Below are 24,333 nucleotides of genomic sequence, written 5' to 3' on the forward strand. Positions count from 1 at the left end.
AAAGGAAGAGGGAAAACATGTGGGAAAAACAGCTGGTGGTTGAACCGCCATATCACTTCGATCAAGTGCTAAGACGCTTATCAAATGATCCATTAAAAGCAGTCGATTTGAATAAAAGAGAAATCAAAGTACCAATCAGATTAGAACAAACACCATACGTTGTCGTCGTTCAAGCCACGGGAACAAAAGAAGCACCCGCGTTTCGGGTGAAAGGAAATGGTCCTGAGGAACCTCTCATATGCGAGATGAAGCGGATATTTGGCATGGAGCATCAATTAGACGCTGTGCATGAGCATTTTTCTCAAACAAATCTAGCGCCCGTTTTTGAGCGTCATAAGGGAACACCGCTCATGCTGGATTTTCACTTATATCATTGCTTGATGAAATGCATCATTCATCAGCAGCTCAATCTGGCGTTTGCCTATGAACTCACAAAACGGTTTGTTCATACGTATGGCGAGCAAATAGAGGGGGTTTGGTTTGATCCTTTACCAGAAACCATCGCCTCACTTGAAACGGAGGAATTGAGAAAGCTCCAATTTAGTCAGCGGAAAGCGGAATATGTCATCGATGTCTCGAAGCGAATTGTGAGCGGCTCTCTTTGTTTAGAAGAATTACATGATTTAACTGATCTGGAGGTGGAAGAACGTCTGCTTCCGATTAGAGGGATTGGACCTTGGACAGTTCAAAATGTGCTCATGAATGGACTTGGAAGACCGAATCTCTTTCCGATGGCAGATATCGGGATTCAAAACGCCATCAAACGGCACTTTGACCTGCCTGCAAAGCCGACAAAAGAAGAGATGGCAGCATTAAGCAAGGATTGGACTCCTTATTTAAGTTACGCTTCTTTATATTTATGGAGAAGCATTGAGACAGATAAATGAAAGGGATTTTCTCTCTTTGTCCAAGTCATGGTATACTAATGAGATGGAATAAAATGAAGACAACCTATCAACGGTTCAGATAGAACGGAGAGAATGAAGTGAAGGAAAAACAGCAAGGTGCCCTTTTGCAAAAGGGACAGCAGTTTCCGCTTACCATTAAACGCCTTGGCATTAATGGTGAAGGGGTCGGTTATTTTAAAAAGCAAGTGGTCTTTGTCCCAGGTGCGCTTCCAGGCGAAGAAGTGGTTGTGGAAGCAACGAATGTCCAAGCAAAATATGCAGAAGGTACGGTTAGAAAAGTTAGAAAGCGCTCCGAGCATCGAGTGAAACCGCCATGCCCAGTTTACGAAGAGTGCGGCGGATGTCAGCTTCAGCATTTGGCGTACGAGCAGCAGCTAAAGGAAAAACGAGATATTGTCATTCAATCAATGGAACGCCATACGAAGATATCAGTTGAAAAGTTAGATATTCGACCAACGATCGGTATGGAAGATCCTTGGCACTACCGGAATAAAAGTCAGTTCCAAGTAGGGCGTTCTCATAGCGGCGACATCATTGCGGGGCTATACGGACTGAACTCTCATAAGCTTGTCCCGATCAAGGAATGCATCGTGCAGCATCCAAAAACGAACAAAACAACGGGCGTTGTCCGCAAAATTTTAGAGAAATTCGGTGTATCGGTCTACAATGAACGGACGAGAAAAGGCGACGTACGCTCAATTGTCGTGCGTGTCGGCTTTGAAACAGGGGAAGTGCAGGTCGTTCTTGTCACATCAAAGCCGGAATTTCCAAAGAAAAAAGAAATCGCCGAAGCCATTCAAAAACGTCTGCCAGAAGTGACGTCCATTATGCACAACATCAATGGTGAAAAAACGTCGGTCATCTTTGGCCATAAGACATCTCACCTAGCTGGCAACATGGTCATTCAAGAATTTTTAGGAGACGTCTCCTTTGAACTGAGTGCACGTGCTTTCTTCCAATTGAATCCGAAGCAAACGCTAAAGCTTTACGACGAAGCGAAAAAAGCGGCAAAACTAACTGGCAAAGAAAAAGTTGTCGATGCGTATTGCGGCGTTGGAACGATTGGGATGTGGCTTTCAGATGGCGCCAAAGAAGTACGAGGAATGGATGTCATCAAAGAATCGATTGATGATGCCAAGAAAAATGCCAAAAAACACGGCATGAAAAACGCGACCTATGTGACAGGAACAGCTGAACATTGGCTGCCAAAATGGGTCAAAGAAGGCTTCCGTCCTGACGTCATCGTCGTGGACCCGCCAAGAACAGGCTGCGAGCGCACTTTCTTAGACACCGTCAAACAAGTCAAGTCAAAACGCCTTGTCTACGTCTCTTGCAACCCATCAACACTAGCAAAAGACCTTGAATACATGTCAAAAGACTACAAAATCGAATACATGCAGCCAGTCGATATGTTCCCGCATACATCTCATGTGGAGACTGTTGTATCGCTTGTGAAAAAATAGACTTTAAATCAAGGCTTGAAAATCAATATTAGATTTTCGAGCTTTTTTTGTTTAGCGGGCATTTCTTTCATCAGACTTTTTCTAAATGAACATAAATACTTGCAATGTGTAAATTAGTACTATATAGTTCTAATTATGAAAAAAGTAAAATTAATGAATCAAAAACGTGTGCTTGAAGTAGCTGCAACTTTATTTTTAGAAAAAGGATTTGCTTATACAAGCATGGATGAATTAGTACGTGTAAGCAAAGTGTCAAAGTCTAATGTGTATTATCACTTTTCTAATAAGGAGGAATTATTAGAAGGGGTCGTTGATTATTGGATTGACATGTATCAATCTGCAATTGATGACGTACTATCTCAGAACCAATTTTTAGTTGAAGAACGTATCCAACTGTTTTTGAAGCAATTATCACAAGGAGTTCAATCGAGAGACTATAAAGGGAGTTGTCCATTTATTACTCTTTATATTCAAAGTCCTACACAGGCCACACAAATAAAAGAAAAAATAGGTCGGTTTTTTACAGGATTACAAAAGAAGGTTTCTCTATTACTGAAACAAGGAGTAGAGAATGGAGAATTCAGAAAGACGATTCATATTGATGAGGTTGCATCACTATTTATTACCAATCTTGAAGGCGCGTTATTTATTTCAGAAACATTGAAGGATGCCACTGTCATTACGAAAACAGCCGATCATATTTTTAACTTGCTTCGATAAAGAAGCTTTTTTTTCACACTAAATTAGTACTGATTAGTACTAAAAGGGAGATGTTTATATGAGAACAGTATTATTAATTGGTGGAACGGGCTTTATTGGAAAGGAGTTAGTAAAAGAATTAGCCAAAGAGGATGTGAACATTCTTCTTTTAGTGAGGTCGAAAAGTAAAGCAACACGCATTTTTCAAGAAAGAGGTATTTTAAAAGAGGCAGTGATGCACTTTGTTGAAGGTGATTTGACGAAAGTCGATTTGGGTCTAAGTGTTGAAGATAAGGAGAAGGTGTTGAAAACGGATGTGATCATTCACGCAGGAGGACCCATGGATATTCAAACGACAAGTAAAAAGGCAGCTTCCGTCTTTTTAAATGGCGCCAAACATATGAGTGAATTAGCTAAAAGTATTCATCAATCGAAGGGCTTGCAGCAATTTATTCATGTTGTCGGTTATATGAGTCCCTTTGATGATCAAAATAGCAAGATTGCAATTGATGTGTTTAAAGAAGGAAACCATTATTTGAAAATAAAAAATCCATATGAGAGAACAAAGTTTTTAGCAGATCTTTATATTCGTCAACAGGCATCAGCAGTAGGTTATCCGCTTTCTGTCATTAATCCGCCGACTGTCATCGGCAGTAGTCAAACGGGGAGTACAGAGCAAATAGCAGGAGTAGGTTTGCTTGTGAAGAGTATGCGAAGAGGGCTCATGCCGGTGATTCCTGGAGGTAAGGACTATAGGTTACCACTTATTTCAAACGATGAGTTTGCGAGGTTTATTGTGCAGGTTTTCAAACTGGAGCAACCGGCTATTCAAACATATACGCTTGTTGAAGACAAGCAGCGCGATCAGAATATTGGTGAATTATTGAGTGTGATGTCAGAAAGTATGAATATGAGGGCACCAAAAATCTCTGTCCCAATGCCACTGATGAAAGCTATGATGAATAGTGGCGTAAGTAAACTCACAAACATTCCTTCTGATGGACTGAACTTTATGACAAAAAGAACATTTTCAAATGTTGCAGCGAAAAAAATAATGGGAGAAGATTGGTTTCAGAAGACGAGTGTCATGAAATTTTTCCCTGCTGTAGTAGCTGATCTGGATTATCGAATGATGAATCAAAACGGTAAGGATGATCATTTATTTAAACGAACACTATGTGATAACACGACCCTTTACCAATTAAAAGGAGAGGGTAAACCGTTTATTTTATTACATGGTTTATTGAGTGATGGAGAGGATTTATTCCCCTTAGCACAAGAGCTACATGAAAAAACGGGTCAACCTGTATGGATCTTGGATCTTCCAGGTTTGGGACGATCTCCTTTTAAACGAGAGAAACATCTTCTAGATATCTATTTGAATGTCGTGAAAAAGGTATTGGAGAAAGCGACGAATGGTGCACATCTAATCGGCCATTCATTCGGTGCGTATATTCTCTTGGAAGCATTGGTACAAGAGTACATCGATAAGAAGTATTCAATCACTTTACTTCAGCCGCCTGTTGATAAGAAAAATGCTGCATCGCGACATGTTCCTCAATTGATGAACAAATGGACATTGAAATGGGCAACGACTAATATGATAGGGCGTTATGTATTAAGGAATGGTTTGTTTGAAAATACGGAGAGCATCCCTGAACATTATATTGAAAAAGTCAGAAATAGTTTTACGTCTCCTAGAATATTAAATACGACGGTTCAGCTTAACCATTTACTACAGAAAACCAATCAAGATGATTTCAATGAGGTCACAAAGGATCATCTTCATATTATTTGGGGGGATTATGACAAAGGCTATTCTGCCCCGTCACATCTTGGCAAGGTTGATTTTGTTCCATATGGTCATCATTTTCCACTTAGCCATCCGAGTGAAACGGCAGCATTGGTCATAAGGCAGATGAGGGTATGGGATAAATAAAAGGTTTGAGGTAGACCAGCCTGGCTAAAAAATTTTAATAGTAGGATACTTGATGAAATCGTGAGAAACAAAGTAAAACGTATGAATGAAATAGAGGAGGATGAGAATGAGCCAATTCGATATTCTAACAAAATACATACCGCTGCTTCAGGAAGATCCTATTGGAGAATGGGTGATAGATCAAGAAAATGATGGAACAGCTGAACATCCGATTCAAATGCCTTTTGTGAAATATTCCGAAACGGTCCGTCACTTGATTGAAGATATTTATACCTTTGCAGAACAACACGAAGAGATGGGGCTTATCCGCTACAGAGAGATCCTTAGAGAAAATGGGATTGAATCGGGAATGAATGATATGGAGAATGTGGACATTTCAAATTTAAATGCGCAGTGTGTGCTTGCTCTTATGATGGAGGTTGTGAGAGCCGAACGATTTAGCGAGGGTGCCATACTCAATTTCTTTAAAAGCGGAGCTATTGTAAAGTGCCTAGAAAGATTGGATTGTTTAGAGTGATCAAATGAAAAGTAAAACAGATGCAGCCAACACTTTTCCTCCTATGAAAATAGAAGAAATCGATAACATTTTATTAAATGATCTTGATGCAGTAAAAATGGAAAAAGAAGATGAGCGTATAAAATTCATTTTACAAGATCCCTATTGTCCTGATAAAAGTGATATTCACAGTGTGTATGTCATCTATAAAAAGTCTATACTCAATTTACTTGAAGGTAGGATACGTTCTATTCATAGTCATGAATTCATGAATGCTAAGAAAAAGGATCGAACGATTTCTAAAGAAGATATTGAATATGTACTAGAGATGGCTACAGTTGTGGTTCTTGCAAGTGAAAATAATGGAATATTAACAAATTATTTTTATAGCGGAGTCGGTGAAAGGTTAGATCGTATTTTTAATCTATGCTTAGGTTATTCTTCAGATTTACAGAAAAAAGAGAACAAAGTAAGTTTGCAACGGTTTATGAATGATATAAAGATTGTTGAAGAGATGGGCTTGTTAGAAAAATTTTAGAATAATGAGCAAAACCTAGATGTTAGAGACATCTAGGTTTTTTCGCGCTTTTGAAAAATTTATTCAACTTCATGTTGACCTTCCCCTTAACTGAAAGGTTTATACTTTGATCAGATCAACAAAACGGAGGAGATGTAGGATGTTCAAGATCGGCGATTTTTCTATGTTAAGTAAAGTGCCTGTTAAAACCTTAAGATATTATGACCAAATTGATTTATTAAAGCCTAAGCAGATTGATCAAGATTCAGGATACCGTTATTACTCAGCTGAACAGCTGCTTGAGGTCAACCGAATTTTTCTGTACAAGGAATTGGGCTTTACGTTAAAGCAAATGGCTCAGCTTCTTCGTGAAGATATATCAGTAGAGCAGATTCAGGGCATGTTTCTGCTGAAAGAAAGTGAAATTCAGCAATTGATCGAGAGAGAACAACAGAAATTAGCGCGTATTAAGGAGCGGATGCACCTCATCAAACGAGAGGGATGTGTTGAAAAAGAACAGGAGGTCATCATCAAATCTGTTGAAAGCAAACGCATCATGTCTTTTCAATCCAACGGAACTGTTGACGACATTCCTTCATTCTTTCAAATGTTTCATCATTTATTACTTAAACATCAACAAGAATCGATCTCGGGACCACAAGTGGTGCTATGGAGGGAATCATTCGAAAAAGAAAGTGAGTTCGAATTTGAGGTGGGGTATTCCGTCAAAGCGTTAAGGGGCACTCTACCTCAAGGGATCACGATTCGCACGTTACCTGCTGAAGAAACCATGGCGACATTATTATTTCATTCCCATTCTCCATCTGCACAAACAGCTTGTATTGACCTAGCGACATGGATCGAAAATAATGGATACCGCGTGAAAGAAGACCAGCCAGGCCGAGAGATTTATTACCCATTGTCTGAAAATGAAGAAGGCAGACTCATTGAAATTCAAATTCCTATTATAGATGAAATCAAATCGTAAGCATTGTCCAAAGGAGAAACGTCACGATGAAAAATAAAACCGTTGTCTATTTACTTGCATTAGCAGCCTTTTTAATCGGAACAATCGAATATATCATTACAGGCATTATCCAGATGGTCGCAAATGATCTACATGTCACGACGTCTGCCGCTGGATTATTGGTCACGTCTTTAGCGCTCTCAGCGGCAATCGGCGCACCGATTGTCATTGCACTGACCATCAATATAGACCGCAAAAAAATACTGTCATGGATGTTAATTATTTTTATTTTAAGTAATCTCATCACAAGTGTCAGCCATTCGTTTGAAATGGTGATGATGACAAGGATTTTACAAGGAATCAGTGGGGGAACGGCTATTGTGGTGGCAATGGCTGTTGCGACTCGTCTTGTAGAACGTGAAAAAAGAGGAACAGCTATTGGTATCATTTTAATGGGACTCAGCAGCTCCTTGGTTTTAGGCGTTCCAATCGGGACATTTCTAAGCAGTATGATCGGATGGAAAGCATTATTCGCAGCCATTGGATTGATCACGCTTATTCCGCTGATTGTAGTGTATAGGCGAATTCCTTCTATGAAAGAACAAGAACCAGTGACGCTTCGTATGCAGTTATCGATTTTAAAAGACAAGCGAATATTACTCGCGGTGGCAGTGACGCTATTCTATGTAGGTGGATATTCCACGTTATTTACCTATTTAACGCCCTTCCTGCAAGCATCAGCAAATCTTAGCATCACAGAAATTAGTGGCATTTTGTTACTAGCAGGAATATGCAGCTTTTTGGGCTCCAGCCTTGGAGGGATGGCGGCAGATAAAAAAGGCCCAATATTTACGATTTTCTCAGGAATCATTTTGCAAATCATCATGCTCTTGCTGCTATCATTTGTCACAGGTAATCTCGTGCTCATGGTGGCTGTCATCATGATATGGATGATCGCTACATGGAGCACATCACCAGCTCAGCAGCTATATCTTGTCACACTTGTACCAAAATCTCCTGATATCGCATTAAGTGTCAATACATCATTTATTCAATTCGGATTTGCATTAGGCTCTGGTGTAGGAGGGATTGTGCTAAGCGAAACATCTATATTAAACCTAAGCTGGATCAGTGCTGGCACTGTTTTTCTCGCTCTACTCATGACCATTCTAATGGTAGCATTTGACCGATTTTCTCAGCGCAAGAGTTTGAAGGTGATCGAGCAAGGAAGCTAACTTACATTCAATGTTGTATGAAAGGAACTACTTATTTCGGGTAGTTCCTTTTTGATTTGAAGAATGCACCAGTGAAGTTGTTTATTTGCTAAAATAGGAGTCAATATCCAAAGATTGAAAGCATCAACAAATTCCTTTTAAAAACAATGAATATCAAACAAAAGAACCACTAGACAAGGAGAGAATACAGAATGCCAATAAGTGAGGAAATGATCAATCGAAAAGGCGCTCGAAAGGGGACTGATATCCCTCATGACGTCTTGACCCTTTTGAATCAGGGAGAGATCGAAAGTGTGAATTTAACTGAATGGCTGGCTGTCAATCATATGACGCTAATACAGCATGTTTTGTCGTCCATTGGTTTAGACCATCGTTTAGGGGAAGTATCATCTGAGATCGCTAAACAAAAAGCTGAATCAGGAATGAAAGCCATTCGGCTCATTGGTCAATTGTTAAATGACGTGCTGCGTGAAGAGAATGAAGAAAAACAAGCGGAAGTGCTGCAGGTATTTGCTCACCACGTATCTGATAGCGTTCGATGCTGGGCTGCTTATATGAACAAACAGAGTTTATCAACACTGGAAGAGAAACTTGCGTACATTCAGCCATTTGCAGCTGATCATCATTTTGGTGTTCGAGAAATTGCGTGGATGTCAGTGAGAGAAAGTCTAAGTCTTCAGCTCGATCAAAGTATAGAGCATTTAACAGAATGGGCAAAAAGCGAGGATGAAAATATTCGCCGGTTCTCTGTAGAGTCGCTCCGTCCGAGAGGGGTATGGACAAAGCATATTGAGTTATTAAAACAAGAGCCAGAGAGGGCACTGCCTATTCTAAATTTACTCAAATCCGATCCATCCATATATGTTCAAGATTCTGTAGGAAACTGGCTCAATGACGCAAGTAAAACACAACCAAATTGGGTAACAAACCTGTGCGACCAGTGGTCAAAGAATTCTGACACAAAAGCAACTAGCAGAATTGTTAAGAAAGCCAAGAGAACGATTGTGAAGGGGAATTTGTGAATAAGAATTTGAACTAAATGAAGGGGGATTCTATCAATCATTCAGAGAGAAAGTTTTAAAGCGAGCTCAGTAAACAGATTGCCCCATTTCATGGGATATAGTCTCTTCAATTCTGCATTCTATATATATCTTAACCTCTCATTGTCATACTTTTGAATGAAATTGACTCAATAGAATTGACGAGGGAACCATGAATAGGTGAAGATGAAGTAAACTGTAAGATAAAGGGAGACGACTGATGATACATATCGTATTTGGAGCAGCAGCTGCCGGTAGTTTAAAACAAGCATTGCGCGAAATGAAGCAAGACCAAGTAAATGAGATCATCGCCTTTGATGACATTTATTCGATTGGACCCCTTCTGCATTTACATGAACAAGAAGGACAGGAGAAACGTATAGAGTGGCTTCGTCACGTGATGTCAAATGAATATGGCTATTTTGATGACATGATCACCAATCAGCATAGAATGTTTCAGCAAATAAAAGATATAAAAGATGGTACGAGTATCCTCATCTGGATAGGCAATAATGCCCATGAGCAAATTGGTTTGCGATATGCCATCTATTTATTAAAAGAGAAAAACATTGAATTGTCTCTCATCAATACAACGACTGCATTTGATCAGCTGTTCAATACAAATACAAGACGAATGGATATTCGACATGCCGGGGAAATCACAACTGAAAAATTGAAGGTTTTGTACAGATGTAAAGAGCATATTCATGCAGTGTCAAAAGAAGAAAGAGAGAATTTACAAAACGAATGGCTATCATTTGCTAAAGAAAACCATACCCTGAGGATATGGCAAAAAGGACAAACGATCAGTGTACCAGAAGATGAATTTGATGCTTATTTAGTGAAAATGGCTAAGCGGCTTCATCAGTCAGATCCCGAAGAGGAGTACATCAAAACTCCACGTTTAATTGGGGAAGTCCTCGGTCATTTAGAACAGTATATCGGTGATGATTTTATTGAGCATCGACTCAAGACATTAATTGATCAAGGAATTTTTGACATGATAGGAAGGCGCACTTCCATGCGTTATTACTCAATTAAATTGACAGACTTCGGTCAGCACTTTAAAAAATGGGTGTGCTGTCGAGAATTTGAGGATCATCCTTTTGTGAAAATTGAAGGATATTACGGTGGTGAACCTTTTCATTGTGGGCATTGTCAATGTCATTTAGAAAGAGACGATGTACCAATAAGCGATACCCTTTTCTCGAAGATTTGGAATTGGGCTATACAGTATGGCCGCTGGTTTGACGAAGAGACAGATGATTTGCTGCCAAATGGTGCAGACATGGAAAAGAAATTCAATCAAGAAGGAGAGCGTATCACTGAAGAAGTGAAACGAGCCCTATCTCCCGCGTTTAAAATTGAATACAGCCCAAGTAAATACACGCAACATATCATTTAAAGAATGAAAATTCAATTGCACTGCAAAAAAATAAAGCTTTACATGATCCATCACCTTCATGTAAGATATGGAGAAATTAAAAGCGAAGAAAAGGACATGAGCCATTTTTACTGGTTACCAGAGAGGGAAGTCACGCTGAAATCTTCCTAGCGCAGAAAAGTGTCTTACCACCTTTGAGCTGTATTGGGGAAATCATAGTATCCAATATCGTCTACGCCACGTTACGGCACCAGAGCCATAAAGCGAATACGCGTTATGGGAATTTGGGTGGAACCACGGATTACACATTCGTCCCTTTATGAGGGATGGGTGTGTTTTTTTGTTCTCTCAACGATTATCATTGCTTTGAAAAGGACATGAGCCACTTTTATCGGTTACCAGAGAGGGAAGTCACGCTGAAATCTTCCTAACGCAGAAAAGTTGTCTTACCACCTTTGAGCTGTATTGGGGAAAATTGAAGTATCCAATACCGACTATGCCACGTTACGGCACCAGAGCCATAAAGCGACTATGCGTTATGGGAATTTGGGTGGAACCACGGATTACACATTCGTCCCTTTATGCGGGATGGGTGTGTTTTTTTATTTTTAAAAAAGAAAGGTGTGTCAGTCATGAGAGAAAACATGGTGAAGATTCAATTTCCAGATGGAAAGATAAAGGGGTTCTCTGCAGGTACGACTGTCGCAGATGTTGCCTCCTATATTAGCCCGAGCTTAAGGAAGAAAGCAGTGGCAGGAAAGATCAATGAACAAATGGTCGATGTAAGTCATCAGCTGGAAAGTGATGCTCGGCTGTCTATTGTCACACTCGATTCAAAAGAAGGGCTTGAAGTACTGCGCCATACATCGGCACACGTATTAGCCCAAGCTGTGAAAAGGTTATTCGACAATGTCACACTTGGAATCGGACCTGTTATCGAAAATGGATTTTACTATGATATGAAGCTGAATCAAACATTAAGTGTAGAGGATTTGGCTGCAATTGAAAAAGAGATGGAAAAGATCATAAACGAGAATCATCTCATCCAAAGAAAGGAGGTCACTTACAAAGAAGCTGAATCGTTGTTTGCACATGATCCATATAAGCTGGATATTTTAAAACGACTCCCATCTGAAGAAGCCATCACAGTGTATCAGCAGGGTGAATTTATCGACTTATGCCGCGGGCCTCATTTACCTTCTACTGGGTTCGTAAAGTCATTTAAGCTAACACGTGTTGCAGGGGCTTATTGGCGGGGGGATAGTCATCAAGATGTATTGCAGCGAGTGTATGGTGTAGCGTTTCAACATCCAAAACATCTAGCTGAGTATCTTCATTTCATAGAAGAAGCAAGCAAACGTGATCACCGGAAATTAGGGAAACAATTATCTCTGTTCACGTTTTCGGAAGAAGCGCCAGGTATGCCGTTTTATTTACCAAAAGGTCAGATTGTGAGAAATGAATTAATGGCCTTTTCAAGAGAAGTGCGAAACAAAGCGCAATATGAAGAAGTGAGCACACCGTTTATGATGAACCAAGAGCTATGGGAAAAGTCAGGTCACTGGGATCATTATCATGAAAATATGTATTTCTCAGAAGTAGATCATACAAGCTTTGCTTTAAAACCGATGAATTGTCCAGGGCATATGCTCATGTTTAAAAATAACTTATATTCATACAGAGACCTTCCGATCAGAATGGCTGAGTTCGGTCAGGTGCATCGTCATGAATTTAGCGGAGCATTAAATGGATTGTTCAGGGTCAGAACTTTTTGCCAAGATGATGCCCATATTTTTTTGAGAGAAGATCAAATTGAAGCTGAAATCAAACGGATTTTCCAATTAGTTGATCATGTGTATCGGACATTTGGGTTTGAGTACTCTGTGGAACTATCCACTCGTCCAGAAAAAGCGTTAGGGGATGATGCCATTTGGGATATCTCTGAATCAGCGCTAAAGAATGTGCTTGATCGGCTAAAGGTCGATTACCAGCTAAATGAAGGAGATGGGGCATTTTATGGACCGAAGATCGATTTTCATATAAAAGATGCCTTGCAGCGGAGCCATCAGTGCGCCACAATTCAGCTAGATTTTCAAATGCCTGAGAAATTTGATTTAACATATATCAATGAAAAGAATGAAAAGGTACGACCAGTTGTCATTCACAGTGCCGTTTTTGGTTCTCTAGATCGTTTCTTTGGGATTCTCATCGAGCATTTTGCAGGTGCCTTCCCGTTATGGCTGGCACCAGTGCAAGTACAAATCATTCCTGTCTCAAAGATTCACCTTGATCATTGCCTTGAGGTGCAGCAGCAATTAAGAAAGATCGGAATCAGAGTCACAATCGATGAACGGGATGAAAAACTCGGCTATAAAATGAGAGAAGCACAAATGCAAAAAATCCCTTATATCGCTGTCATTGGTGATACAGAAATGCAAGACAAATCGCTAAATATTAGACAGCATGGAGAAAAAGCTTCGAAGCAGCTGTTTATCGAGGACTTTAAACATTTGGCAGTTCAGCAAATACAAAACAGAACGGTTGCCCAAGAATTGGTGTGATGCTTGTCGTTGTCGTCATCTAAAATAAGAAGGATTAGACGAATATTGAATTAAACGTCTAATCTTTTTTTCATTTATGGAAAAGTAGAAAGGGAAAATATTGAAACATTTATTCGATAAAAACGTAATACAGATAGAGCGTTTATCAAAACCATTTGAAACGGAGAGGAGTTTTGTATGGAACAAGCCGCACTCAAAAAGATGAGAACAAAACAATTAGCCGCATGTAATTTAATAGCTGGCATCATGATCGTGACGTTTTCAATCTTTTTTCAAACCTTACATATTCAATTAACTCATTTGTTTTTTTGTCTAGGACTTGTCATGCTCGTTCAAAGCATCTTAGGATTCCTTAAAAAAAAATCAACAAAATCTTTCATTCCCATTTTTGAGCAGGTAGCTATTTATGAAAAAGAGAAATTAGGGAAAGAGTGGGAAAAAGAACAGAGAACAGAAAATATTTCGAGAGTAGTATTGAGTGGTCTGATGTTTCTACAGTCATTTAGTTTCCAAGATGTAACGAACCCATTCTTTGAAATACAACCTGCATTTCTATTTTTCTTATTGGCTATGTTTCTCGTAATTATGAATGTAAGCATGCTTTTCCGTTTTAGAAAAATTGATCGATCTATTGAAGAACATGAATTACAAGGTTACACAAAGGAATCAAATATGATGGGATTGGCTTTAGGCCTTTTGTCAGCTATCATCATATTCGGCTTTATTGTCATTTTCGTGCTTCCATAAGATGAATCACTTAACATATTGAGGTGAAACAAATGAATGAAACTCTACAGCATCTGATAGATGATACAAGAAAGAAGTTTGGCTTAGATCATTATCGTTTAAAAAACTACGAGTATTATCGAAATGTCAATATGTTCAATGAGACAATTTATAAATTGTGTATGGAGTGGTTTCCTCCACACGAAACTGAACCTGTGGACGATGATTTAAACCCGGATGGCACAGCCGTGATAGAAGTGAATTTGAATACGGGAAAGATTGAGAGTGCTGTTTTTGTCATGGGTAAGACATATGCAAAGGAGGGTGTGCAGTTTGATAGCGCCCAGCCAAATGTTGTCATCAAATGGATTGAACAAGAAACAGATTTGATTTATGGAGAGCATTTTCACTTGCAAAAGGAGGAAAAAGGGGAGCTTACTTTTGAAGAAAAAATTGCTGGTGTACCAGTGACCCCTTCGGGCATGATTGAGGTGAAATGGGATGAACATGGACAGCTCATTTACTTTGTTCATCACGGCCCATTTGTTGCTAAAAAAAAGCACAGGGCTGAAAAATATACGCTTCTCATTGAGATGATTGAAAGCTTAGCCCAGCAGCAAGTGCAAAGAATCGAATGGCCTTCCTTTGATCAGAATAAAATCCGTCCAATTTATGCGTTAGAAGAAGTGTATGTAAAGAATGATGGGACCGGAATCCTCTCGTTTGAAGGTACGATTCAGGAACATCAATGTTTCAATATCAACCAAATCATAAAATGGGATGAATCCATAACTGAACCTTTTGTAAGAAAGGGATTGAATATTCAGGAAGGCATCTCAACTGATCAAGCCTTTTCACTTGAACCTTCACCAGATACAATGCCAATTTCAGAAGAAGAAAAGGATAAGTGTTTGAAAGCAGTTCAAAACTTATTGAGAAAGGAATATCCTAACGACACCGGAAAATGGGTCTGCATATCACTTCACCGTGATCATGGTTACATTCATGCAACAGTAAAAGCAAATAGACAAGACAGAAGCATGTTTACAGGTAAAATCATGATATTCATTGATGCCTATACATTTGAAGCCGTCAATTACATAAATAGACAAGAAATATTTAAGATGTGTGGGATGTTGGATGAACTCCAATCTCCTGGTAAAATCACCATTTCAAAGCAAGAAGCCTTCGAAAAATTAAAAGATCGTTTAGAGCTGATCCCCATTTATGTATATGACTTTACGGAAAAGCAGTATGTTTTATGCGGAAAACTGGATTGTCATGATGGAGTGGATGCAGCGAGTGGGGAAGTCATTCCATTACAGGATATTTGAATCGGCACTTTACGCTTTTGAAAGAACAGTGAGAAGCTGTTCTTTTTTGTCTCATTGCACCAATTTTTTGAAGAAATTTGGAATTTTGTAGCAGGAAGTTGTCGTTTCATCACGAAAGAAACAGATAAGAATATGATCATAGGTCCATCGGTTGGAATATTAGTAGACGTCATACATATGAAACACTCATGACAGTAAAGTTGATCTACAATGCTTTTTGAAAAAAATGAAATCGTGTCTCTAGTAGTATACGACATTTGGTGGGCTGACATCATAGGATGACTTTGAACATGTTTGATTTAGGTAAGCTTGAAGCCATGATAGAAGAAAGTGAGGATGTCTACCTTGAGTACATTGGAAGTGTTTCGTCAGTTTTTGGTTGACCATTATCCTGCGTTACAAGATGAACTTTGGCTAAAAGATGTTGATACCCTTCGAATCTCTCCTATTCTTCATCCTTTTCTGAAAAGCAAGCTGCCAGAGGGGATCGAAAAATTCACTTGTGTCCTATTCACGCAGCAGACAGATCAAACCGCTGCACCGCTCAAAGTATACCTTCTATTAGATGAATATGAGCAATCACTTTATGCCATTGATTTGATGAATGAACAAATAGTGCTTCATTAATACAGAAGCAAAAAGCTGCTTGAGAGCTCCTCAGCAGCTTTTTTTGATGAACATTAGCCTGTCATATCAACCAATCTTGAGTGCAAGTTGTCCAATTCTTTCTTTGTTGGAAAAGAGCTGATCAGCAGCGTAGATTGTCCGAATTGAAGAGGCAGCTCGGTATCGGTCACAATCATATCGATCCCAAGTTCCTCCATCGTGACATCATTTAATGTATTCTCTGGACTTGTAAAAATGTGAATGAGAGGAGGTACGCTTAATTTAATTAAATCCGCAATAAACAAACTATGATAATAGCCTAATGTTGAAATAACAAATATGTTCAACACGTTTCTCCGTTCCATTTCCAATTGAACAAGCCCTCTCCAGGACGACGTAATCATACGAATCAATTCCCGTTCATTTTTCACAAAAGGACCGAGGATATCGTCTGTTTTTAACTCTTGGATGATATGAGTAATCCTCGAATAGAAATAAGGAAACTGTTTTTTCACCTCTGATAAATAGCTCGATTTCTTTTTGAAAAGGAATCCATCTCTCACGGTAATTTCATTGGAATACACATAATATTGGAGAAGAACGAGTGTCATCACCTTGCGATTCGCTATTTCTTGATGAAAAATCGACTCCAATTGGTTGATAAATGAATGAATGGCATCATAAAGTCGTGGTGTATGTGATTGGAAGAACGTCAATTTTTCTTCGACAGTTTCAATTGATTTAAAGTGTCCAATAGCTGGTTCGATCAATAGCAAAAAGACAAATTCATGATGATCCAGCGTCACATCAAATACGTCTTTGGTCATTCGGCAAATATGCTCTTCCCATGTTTGGATTTGATCATAGATCCCTTTGGCTACAGAAGTTTGTTTTTCCTCTTTCATTGAGTACGTATATTTACGGCTTATTGTGAAATTTTTCCTCATTCGGTGAATGGAAACGGCGAACCATAGGCAGTATTTATCTATCGCCACATCTGGCACATTGACTTCTAGCACCTGAAATAGCTCCTGTAGTAAATCAACTGCATCTTGCTTATGAATATCATCGAATGGCCAAAGCCGGCTTCCATACACTTCAAACAAAAATTCAACAAAGAATTGACGAATCTCCTTCTCATTTCCATGGAACTGCATACTATCTGGGCGTAACTCAATGTCATAAGAGATAAGAATGGAATTGATTTTATGAATGGTGTTATACAATGTGGATCTACTGATATTAAGCGTGTCCATCCATTCATAGAAGGACCTGTTTTGTTCGAAAAAAATGCCGTCAATCAATCGAATTTCAATCGTATCTTTTAAAATTTCCTTGATATAGTAGTCCACTCGTATCGTCTGTGTATAACAAATGGATATGCCTTGTCTCGGCTTTATGTGGATTAACGGCTCACCGTTCTCTGTTTTGAACGATTTCATTTGTTCTAAATCGCTTTGAATGGCACGAACCGAACCGATATGTTCATTCGATATCTCTTGAAGGCTCCACCACTTATTTTTGGATACAAGTAGTTTTAAAATGTTTATCCATCTCTTTGATTTATTATCAATGAGCTCCATCAAACAACTAACTCCTTCCTTTGGCTTGCCTCTATATTATGAAGTTCACTTAAAGAACATTTGATACTCAAAATAGGCATGAAATGATTGTAATGTTTAGGCTAAATCGTTTTGTCTTCACTTTTCATGATAAAAGAGAAAAAAATTAGACGAAAACAAATGTTATGCCCTGATTCTCCATATTTTTCATTTATAAAGTGGTAAGTAAGCCATGAATCCTATAAAAATGGATCATTTTAGATATTTCGTTTATTTTTTTGCTGTTGAAACGGTAAATGTAAGAATAAAACGCAGCAACTTTTTGATTACCATATGAAAGGGAGTAGAAAGGAATGCGATTTATATAATGCTGAACTGTCTCACCTTACATACGATATGATACATGCTTGTTTCATATGAACGAACCATATGTGAATACATGCTTATATATGCATGTACACATAATTTATTGTTCATTCCAGTATAAATAGAAAAATTCACTTTTATTCTTTCATGATCTCTTTCACTATTCCCCATTTCTATAGACCCCTACCCAGTTATTATATCCACTACTCATGATTCCCTTTCAAGCTCATGATTGATCAACTCATTTTATTCATAGGGTCTTAAGGTGCAAATTTTTAGAAAATATTTTGATCAGAAGCGGAGTGATTGATCTGACAGTATACAAATGATTTTTTTATCATGGTTGAAAATTAATTTTAGAAAAGGGTGGATGTATTGAAAAGAATATTGTCATTGGCTCTCATCGCGGTGTTAGTCATACAGTCTAGTATATTAGGAATCTTGCCTTTAGCAGGGGCACAAGCAAAAGAAATCCAAGAAAACATTTATGGAGATATTGAGTTTGCTGATAGCGAAGGAAACAAGTTATCAAACATGGAAGATCAGCAAGTCAGAAAGGCAATTGTCCATTGGTCGATAAAAGGAATCGATCTAAAAAAACAATATCCGTATGTTCTCACTCTTCCTTCAGCCATACAGGTAGAGAAGGAACAGAAGGAACCCATTACTGTGGGTGACATACTTGTTGGTGAGTATACCGTTTCAAAACAAAATGAAGTAACGGTCATATTTAAAGAAGATGTTGATCTTGATCCAAATTTAGAAGGATCAATAAACATAGATGTCACCAGTATAGCTGAGCCAAAAGAGAAAACAAAGCAAAACGAGCGTGAAGAAAGCCTTCCAAAAGATGACTCAACCTCATCTGAAAAAGACGATAAGAATCAAGAAGCCGCTCAAACGAAACAAAGCGATGAAGATGAATTACTAAAAAACAAAGTGAACGTATCTAAGCGTGTAGGGCTGCAAAGTGTTTCAAAACAAATGCTGATACAAGAAAATCTCCTCACTGATGCGAAATTAATATTTGAAGATCAGGAAGGAAATTCAGTTGATAAGCCTGACATCAACTCGCTTATTTCCATTAACTATGAGTGGGCGATCCCAAATGGTCATAGCTATAATGGCGGGGATGAATTCCATTTCAAGGTTCCAGAGGAATTAGTGATTTATGAAAAAATCGATCGTCTCGAGATGAAATTTAATCAGGTAACCATTGGTTATTTTTCTGTAGATGAGAGCGGAAATGCCTCCATCGAATTCACTGATTTTATCAAACAATATTCAAATATCCATGGAACACTCCAAGTATGGACGCAATTAGATCAAAAAACAGTCATTACTGAAGAAAAAGAAGTGGTCATAACCCCGATTGAAGGCAAAGATACGATATCGATCCCGATTCAATACATTCCAAATGGTCCAAACGTCTCTAAAAAGGGAGAACCAAATCGATCTTACAATGCTGAAACCATTCAATGGACAGTCGATTTTAATATGGACTTAGACGATGTGAAACAAGCGAGACTTTTAGATCCGATTCAAGAAGGTCAAGCGTTAAAGAAAGATTCAATCAAGCTTTATCGTGTTGATACAAAGCTAAATGGTGAAACATCGCTTGGTCAGCTGCTTGACGAAAACCACTACACAATTGGCCAAACAGCAGATGGTCAAGATTTCACGATTGAATTTAAAGATGACGTGCATCTAGCTTACCGTTTAATGTATGAAACGGACATTACGAATCAAGATCAGTCTGCGTTTCGTAATAAAGCGTCCCTTGTCTCTGCTGATAAAGTGATTAGTTCAGCAGAAGGAACAGTGAATGTGACAAGAGGCAGTCCTTTAAATAAAAAAGCCGCCCACTACGATCCAGTCACACAAACAATTACGTGGGAAATTCGTTACAACTATAACGAAAAAAAGATTGCTGAAAAGGATGCTTTGTTAGAAGACTTCTTTAATGGCACACAGGCGCTGATTTCTGATTCATTTCAAGTCAAGGAAGTCACAATTGATCAGAATGGCAAAGAATCAGGAACAAAAGCATTTGAACATTATGTGGTTCAACCTCAAAAAAAGGATGAACAAAACGGGTTTACCTTGCAATTCAATCAAGATATTCAATCGGCTTATCTCATCACATATCAAACAAAAGCAACCGAGCGGATTTTCGAAGCTGAAGAGATTATCAATACTGTAACAGCTGGCAAAGAGAGCAAACAAGGGAAGCAAAGAATTGATCAACAAATCCTAACGAAAAATCATGGAACACCGAATTACAAGAACAAGACCATTCCATGGCGTATCACCTTCAACAAAGATCAACAAACCATGAACAACCTGATATTAAAAGATACGTTTACAAACGAAGGATTGACGCTGCAAAAAGATAGTTTAAAAGTGACGACAGGTAATACAGTGCTTGAAGAAGGCACAGATTATCAAATAGTTGAACATGCAAATGGATTTGATATTCAATTTACGAAAGAAATCAAGACAGAACATACCGTCACATATACAACGTCTTTTGATTATGAAAAAAGAGCAGATAAAGATCAAAAGAACCTGCGTAATCATGTAAAGCTTGAATGGGTAAATGAAGATGGCAAGGATTTGACGAAGGAAAATCAGTCTGTCTTCACGCCTGACACATACACGCAGTCAAATGGTTTCAAGAACGGAACATATGATGCAAAGAAAAAAGAGATCACATGGAATATCGGTGTGAACTATAACTTGAAACATTTAGAAGAGGCGAAAATCGAGGATTTCATTCAAGGAAATCAGCGTTTGCTAAAAGATTCAATCACCGTCTACTCGCTTGATTTACAAGGCGGGGAAAATGGAGCGGAAGAAAAAGAGGTATTAGCGAAAGAACATTATGACATCAAATTCCTTGAAAATGAAAAAGGAGAATCAGGCTTCGAAGTCATTTTCAAACATGCCATTGATTCCCCATACAAAATCACGTATCAAACAAGTGTTGAAGGAATGGATTTAGTACAGAAAACCTACGAAAATAAAGCGACTCTTTTTGATGGAAAGACGAAAGAATCAGACGTGAATGCTGTGGTGTCCATTCCAAATGGAGGGAAATACACGAGCAAATCAGGAAATCAACAAGGGAAAGTCATTGATTGGAAACTGAATATCAACTTTGGTCAATCAACAGTCCAAGATGCGACGATTATAGACCATCCGAGCAGTAACCAAGCGATAATAGAAAACTCATTTCATCTCTATTCGACGACAATAGATGAAAAGGGGCAAGTGACCAAAAAGGAAGAGCTGGAAAAAGGGAAGGATTATGAACTAGACCTTGAATTCGATCCAGATTCTTTTCAAATCAAATTTAAAGAAGAAATCACGAGACCATATATTTTAGAATACCAATCTCTCATTTTAGATAAGGTGGGAAGTACACTTCAAAACGAAGTAACGTTTAGAGGTGAAAATGTAAAAGAAATCAAAAAGGAATCCGAAGCCTCAATTGTGGTCAAACGCACCGCTGGTATGGGAGATGGCACAGGAGCGATTGGCGCTTTAACCATTAAAAAGGTAGACGCGAGTAGTGGAAAAGCGCTAAAAGGAGCAAGCTTTTCTCTGACAGATGCTGCGAGCGGTATCGTCATTGGAACAAAGACAACAGATGAAGAAGGAGCTCTTCGATTTGATCGTCTTCTGTATGGTGACTATATCGTGACAGAAGAGAAAGCACCTGATGGTTATATTAAGACGAAGGAACCAATCAATGTAACGATTGATCAGCCCTACGAATCAGGAGATCAAGCGAAAACAGGAAATAGCATGACGGTGCAGAACCAAGAAATCCGCCAGCATGTCAAGTTAACGAAAAAAGACAAAGAGACGGGTGCGGCATTAGAGAGTGCAGAATTTGAACTGAAAAATGAATCTGGAGATACCGTCCAAACCCAGTTGAAAACGGACGAAAAAGGAGAAATCCTTTTCAAACATCTTGAGCCAGGTTCCTATTATTTTGTTGAGACAAACGCACCGAAAGGCTATCAATTAAATCAGCAAAAATGGCCGTTCACAATCAAAGAAAATCAAACAGAAACAACGATTGTCACTGCAGTAAATGACATCATCAAAGGCTCTGCTGAATTGAGCAAAATAGGTGAAGGTGGAGAGAGACTAGAAGGTGCACAGTTCAAGCTCTTAGATCAAGATGGGCATGAGCTAAATGGTTCGCTTGTTACAGGAGAAAATGGCAAGATCACGATAAACGAACTAAGACCGGGTACGTATCAGCTCATTGAAACAAAAGCACCTGATGGTTATGTATTAGATGAAACACCAATCAAATTTGAAGTACCACTCGATCCAACAGAACCAGTCATCATTTCACAAAAGAACCTATATGAAACAAGTGCATTAGAAGTGGTGAAAGAAGGGGAAGATGGCAAGCAGCTTCAAGGTGTTCGATTTGAAATCACGGATCAAAATGACGAAGTTGTGCGTAAAGATTTGACAACAGATAAAGATGGGAAGCTTTTGGTCGATAACCTCAAACCGGGCAAATATCAGCTTGTAGAGACAGAGAGTATTGATGGTTATCAAAAGAAAAATAAACCTTATCCGTTTACCATCGAAATCGCACAAAAAACACCGGCAGAGATCAAAGTGATCAATGATCTCAAAACTGGAGCTGTCCAGCTCACGAAGCTTGGTGAAAAGAATGAAGCGCTTGAAGGAGCAGAATTCAAGCTTGTAGATGCAAATGGAAAAGAGATGAAAACAGGTCTCGTCACTGATCAGAACGGGGAAATCATCGTCAACGATCTTAAACCTGGAACCTATCAGTTTGTTGAAACGAAGGCTCCATTCGGTCATGAGCTTGACGAAACACCTGTCACTTTTGCTATTCCATTTAACCCTGAGAAGCTGGTTAGTGTGACAAAAGAAAATAGCCGCACAACAGGCGGAGTGCTGTTACACAAAAAAGGCGAAGATGGGAAATCATTAGAAGGGGTTGTCTTTGATCTATCTGATGCCAAAGGAAAGTTAGTGGCAGGAGGAGAAGGGATTACAACCAATCAGGATGGAGAAATCACCTTCACAGGTCTAAAACCTGGAACCTATCAATTTGTTGAAAGAAAGAGTCTTGAAGGCTATGAATTGAGTGCGAAACCACTTGTCTTTCAAGTTGAATTAGGTCAAAAAGAATGGATTCAAGTGGAGGCCATCAATCAGCTCAAGAAAGGTTCTGTAGAACTAACAAAAATAGGGGAAGAAAAAGAAAGATTGAAGGGCGCAGAATTTACACTTTTCAATGACGATGGTAAAGAATTGATGTCAGGTTTAACAACCAACGAGAAAGGCATCATCACTGTCAACGATTTGAAACCAGGCGCTTACCAATTGGTTGAAACGAAGGCTCCTTTTGGACATAAACTTGATGCAGAACCAGTAGACTTTAAGATTGATTTCAATCCAAATCAACTGGTGAAAGTGACAAAAGAAAATATTCGGACGACAAGTGCTGTGAAGCTTCAGAAAAAAGGGGAGGATGGTCAGTTGCTCGCTGGCGTGACCTTTGACCTGATTGATGCGCACGATCAGCGTGTGAAGAAAGACTTAAAGACAGACAAAAACGGTCAACTGACAGTCGATCAACTGAAGCCAGGAACCTATCAATTTGTCGAAACAGCAAGCATTGCCGGCTATGAATTGGATCAGACACCTGTCTCATTTACGATCCGTTTAGGTCAAGACAAACCAGCAAAAGTAGAAATGATCAACAAACTGACGCCGGGAGCAGTGGAACTGACCAAAGTGGATGATGAGGGACATACGCTCGAAAATGCAGAGTTTGCTCTTTTGAGTAAAGAAGGGAAAACGTTGAAGAAATCACTTGTAACCGATCAAAAAGGAAAGCTTCGCATCAACGATCTAAAACCGGGAGAATATCAATTCGTTGAAACGAAAGCACCTCATGGCTATCAATTGGACCATAAGCCGATCCTGTTTACAATTGAAAAAAATCAGCAGAAGCCACTTCAATTAACAGCGAAGAATCACTTGATCTTAGGAAGTCTGCGTATCATAAAGGTAGACCAGCAGACAGATAGAACTTTAAAAGGTGCAGCCTTTGACATTCGTACAAAAGCCGGGAAAACCATAAAATCTGTGACAACAGGAAAAGACGGAGAAGCCATTGTCAAAGGGCTTAAACCTGGTGAATATACACTCACAGAGACGAAAGCTCCAAATGGTTATGTAGCTTTAAAGAAACCACTCATCTTTACAATTCAAATGGGCGAAGTGGAGATCAAGACATTGATTGTGAAAAATGCTCCAGTGAAGAATGAAGAGGACCACACGAATCCTCCAGCCTCACCTAAAGGGGATCAACATCCACCTCATGACTCAAACGGTGAGCTGCCAAAGACTGGAGAAGAATGGCTGCGTTATATGATGTATGCAGGGATTTTACTAGTAGTTTCTGGAACTGTTCTTCTTGTTCTTAGAAGAAGAGCCATTCAGTAAAAGGAAGGAACGAGTAT

Annotated in this window: 16 protein-coding genes; 15 read left to right on the forward strand and 1 reads right to left on the reverse strand. The window is 39.0% G+C overall.

Translation table 11 applies throughout. The annotated features are described in order from the left end of the window. Window positions 1–17: 17 nt before the first annotated feature. The 14 genes from MHB83_RS08910 to MHB83_RS08975 all read left to right on the forward strand — a co-directional run bounded on the left by MHB83_RS08910 (window position 18) and on the right by MHB83_RS08975 (window position 15,896). Window positions 18–887 carry a DNA-3-methyladenine glycosylase gene (locus MHB83_RS08910; protein ID WP_342496827.1) on the forward strand — a complete coding sequence of 290 codons (870 nt, stop codon included), beginning with the start codon at window positions 18–20 and terminating at the stop codon, window positions 885–887. A gap of 98 nt (window positions 888–985) precedes the next feature. After that, entirely contained in the window at window positions 986–2,371 is a 1,386-nt protein-coding gene (gene rlmD, locus MHB83_RS08915; RefSeq protein WP_342496250.1) for a 23S rRNA (uracil(1939)-C(5))-methyltransferase RlmD, read from the forward strand. Window positions 2,372–2,524: 153 nt separating this feature from the next. Beyond that, window positions 2,525–3,091, forward strand: a complete 567-nt coding sequence (locus MHB83_RS08920) for a TetR/AcrR family transcriptional regulator (protein WP_137055526.1) — start codon at window positions 2,525–2,527, stop codon at window positions 3,089–3,091. A 58-nt stretch (window positions 3,092–3,149) separates the two neighbouring features. Then, window positions 3,150–5,009, forward strand: a complete 1,860-nt coding sequence (locus tag MHB83_RS08925; protein WP_342496251.1) for an alpha/beta fold hydrolase — start codon at window positions 3,150–3,152, stop codon at window positions 5,007–5,009. Window positions 5,010–5,115: 106 nt separating this feature from the next. Then, window positions 5,116–5,526: a DUF6508 domain-containing protein gene (locus tag MHB83_RS08930; protein ID WP_251191481.1), complete on the forward strand. Its 411-nt coding sequence runs from the start codon at window positions 5,116–5,118 to the stop codon at window positions 5,524–5,526. A gap of 4 nt (window positions 5,527–5,530) precedes the next feature. Next, the gene (locus MHB83_RS08935; protein ID WP_050944775.1) at window positions 5,531–6,043 is read left to right on the forward strand and encodes a hypothetical protein; all 513 of its coding nucleotides are present in this window, start codon (window positions 5,531–5,533) and stop codon (window positions 6,041–6,043) included. A gap of 139 nt (window positions 6,044–6,182) precedes the next feature. Then, entirely contained in the window at window positions 6,183–7,010 is an 828-nt protein-coding gene (locus MHB83_RS08940; RefSeq protein WP_342496252.1) for a MerR family transcriptional regulator, read from the forward strand. Between the two features lie 26 nt (window positions 7,011–7,036). Further along, window positions 7,037–8,224, forward strand: coding sequence for an MFS transporter (locus MHB83_RS08945; protein ID WP_268459423.1), 1,188 nt, complete (start codon window positions 7,037–7,039; stop codon window positions 8,222–8,224). Window positions 8,225–8,415: 191 nt separating this feature from the next. Beyond that, on the forward strand, window positions 8,416–9,246 hold the full coding sequence (locus MHB83_RS08950) for a DNA alkylation repair protein (protein ID WP_342496253.1): 831 nt from the start codon (window positions 8,416–8,418) through the stop codon (window positions 9,244–9,246). 238 nt (window positions 9,247–9,484) lie between these two features. Further along, window positions 9,485–10,669, forward strand: coding sequence for a DUF1835 domain-containing protein (locus tag MHB83_RS08955; protein WP_309217502.1), 1,185 nt, complete (start codon window positions 9,485–9,487; stop codon window positions 10,667–10,669). Between the two features lie 611 nt (window positions 10,670–11,280). Further along, on the forward strand, window positions 11,281–13,209 hold the full coding sequence (thrS, locus tag MHB83_RS08960; RefSeq protein ID WP_335355735.1) for a threonine--tRNA ligase: 1,929 nt from the start codon (window positions 11,281–11,283) through the stop codon (window positions 13,207–13,209). 177 nt (window positions 13,210–13,386) lie between these two features. Further along, window positions 13,387–13,956, forward strand: a complete 570-nt coding sequence (locus tag MHB83_RS08965) for a hypothetical protein (RefSeq protein ID WP_335355736.1) — start codon at window positions 13,387–13,389, stop codon at window positions 13,954–13,956. A gap of 32 nt (window positions 13,957–13,988) precedes the next feature. Then, window positions 13,989–15,269: a hypothetical protein gene (locus MHB83_RS08970; RefSeq protein WP_335365578.1), complete on the forward strand. Its 1,281-nt coding sequence runs from the start codon at window positions 13,989–13,991 to the stop codon at window positions 15,267–15,269. 345 nt (window positions 15,270–15,614) lie between these two features. Next, on the forward strand, window positions 15,615–15,896 hold the full coding sequence (locus MHB83_RS08975) for a hypothetical protein (RefSeq protein ID WP_003217864.1): 282 nt from the start codon (window positions 15,615–15,617) through the stop codon (window positions 15,894–15,896). A gap of 53 nt (window positions 15,897–15,949) precedes the next feature. Here the strand turns inward: MHB83_RS08975 and MHB83_RS08980 are convergent, their stop codons facing one another. Then, a complete protein-coding gene (locus MHB83_RS08980) occupies window positions 15,950–17,458 on the reverse strand; it encodes a helix-turn-helix domain-containing protein (protein WP_212046495.1) in 1,509 nt (502 codons plus the stop codon). Window positions 17,459–18,169: 711 nt separating this feature from the next. Between MHB83_RS08980 and MHB83_RS08985 the strand changes: the two genes are divergently transcribed. Next, on the forward strand, window positions 18,170–24,316 hold the full coding sequence (locus MHB83_RS08985; protein ID WP_342496254.1) for a SpaA isopeptide-forming pilin-related protein: 6,147 nt from the start codon (window positions 18,170–18,172) through the stop codon (window positions 24,314–24,316). Window positions 24,317–24,333 lie beyond the last annotated feature (17 nt).

This window comes from Bacillus sp. FSL K6-3149 (genome assembly GCF_038630515.1).
Lineage (GTDB): Bacteria > Bacillota > Bacilli > Bacillales > Bacillaceae > Bacillus > Bacillus pumilus.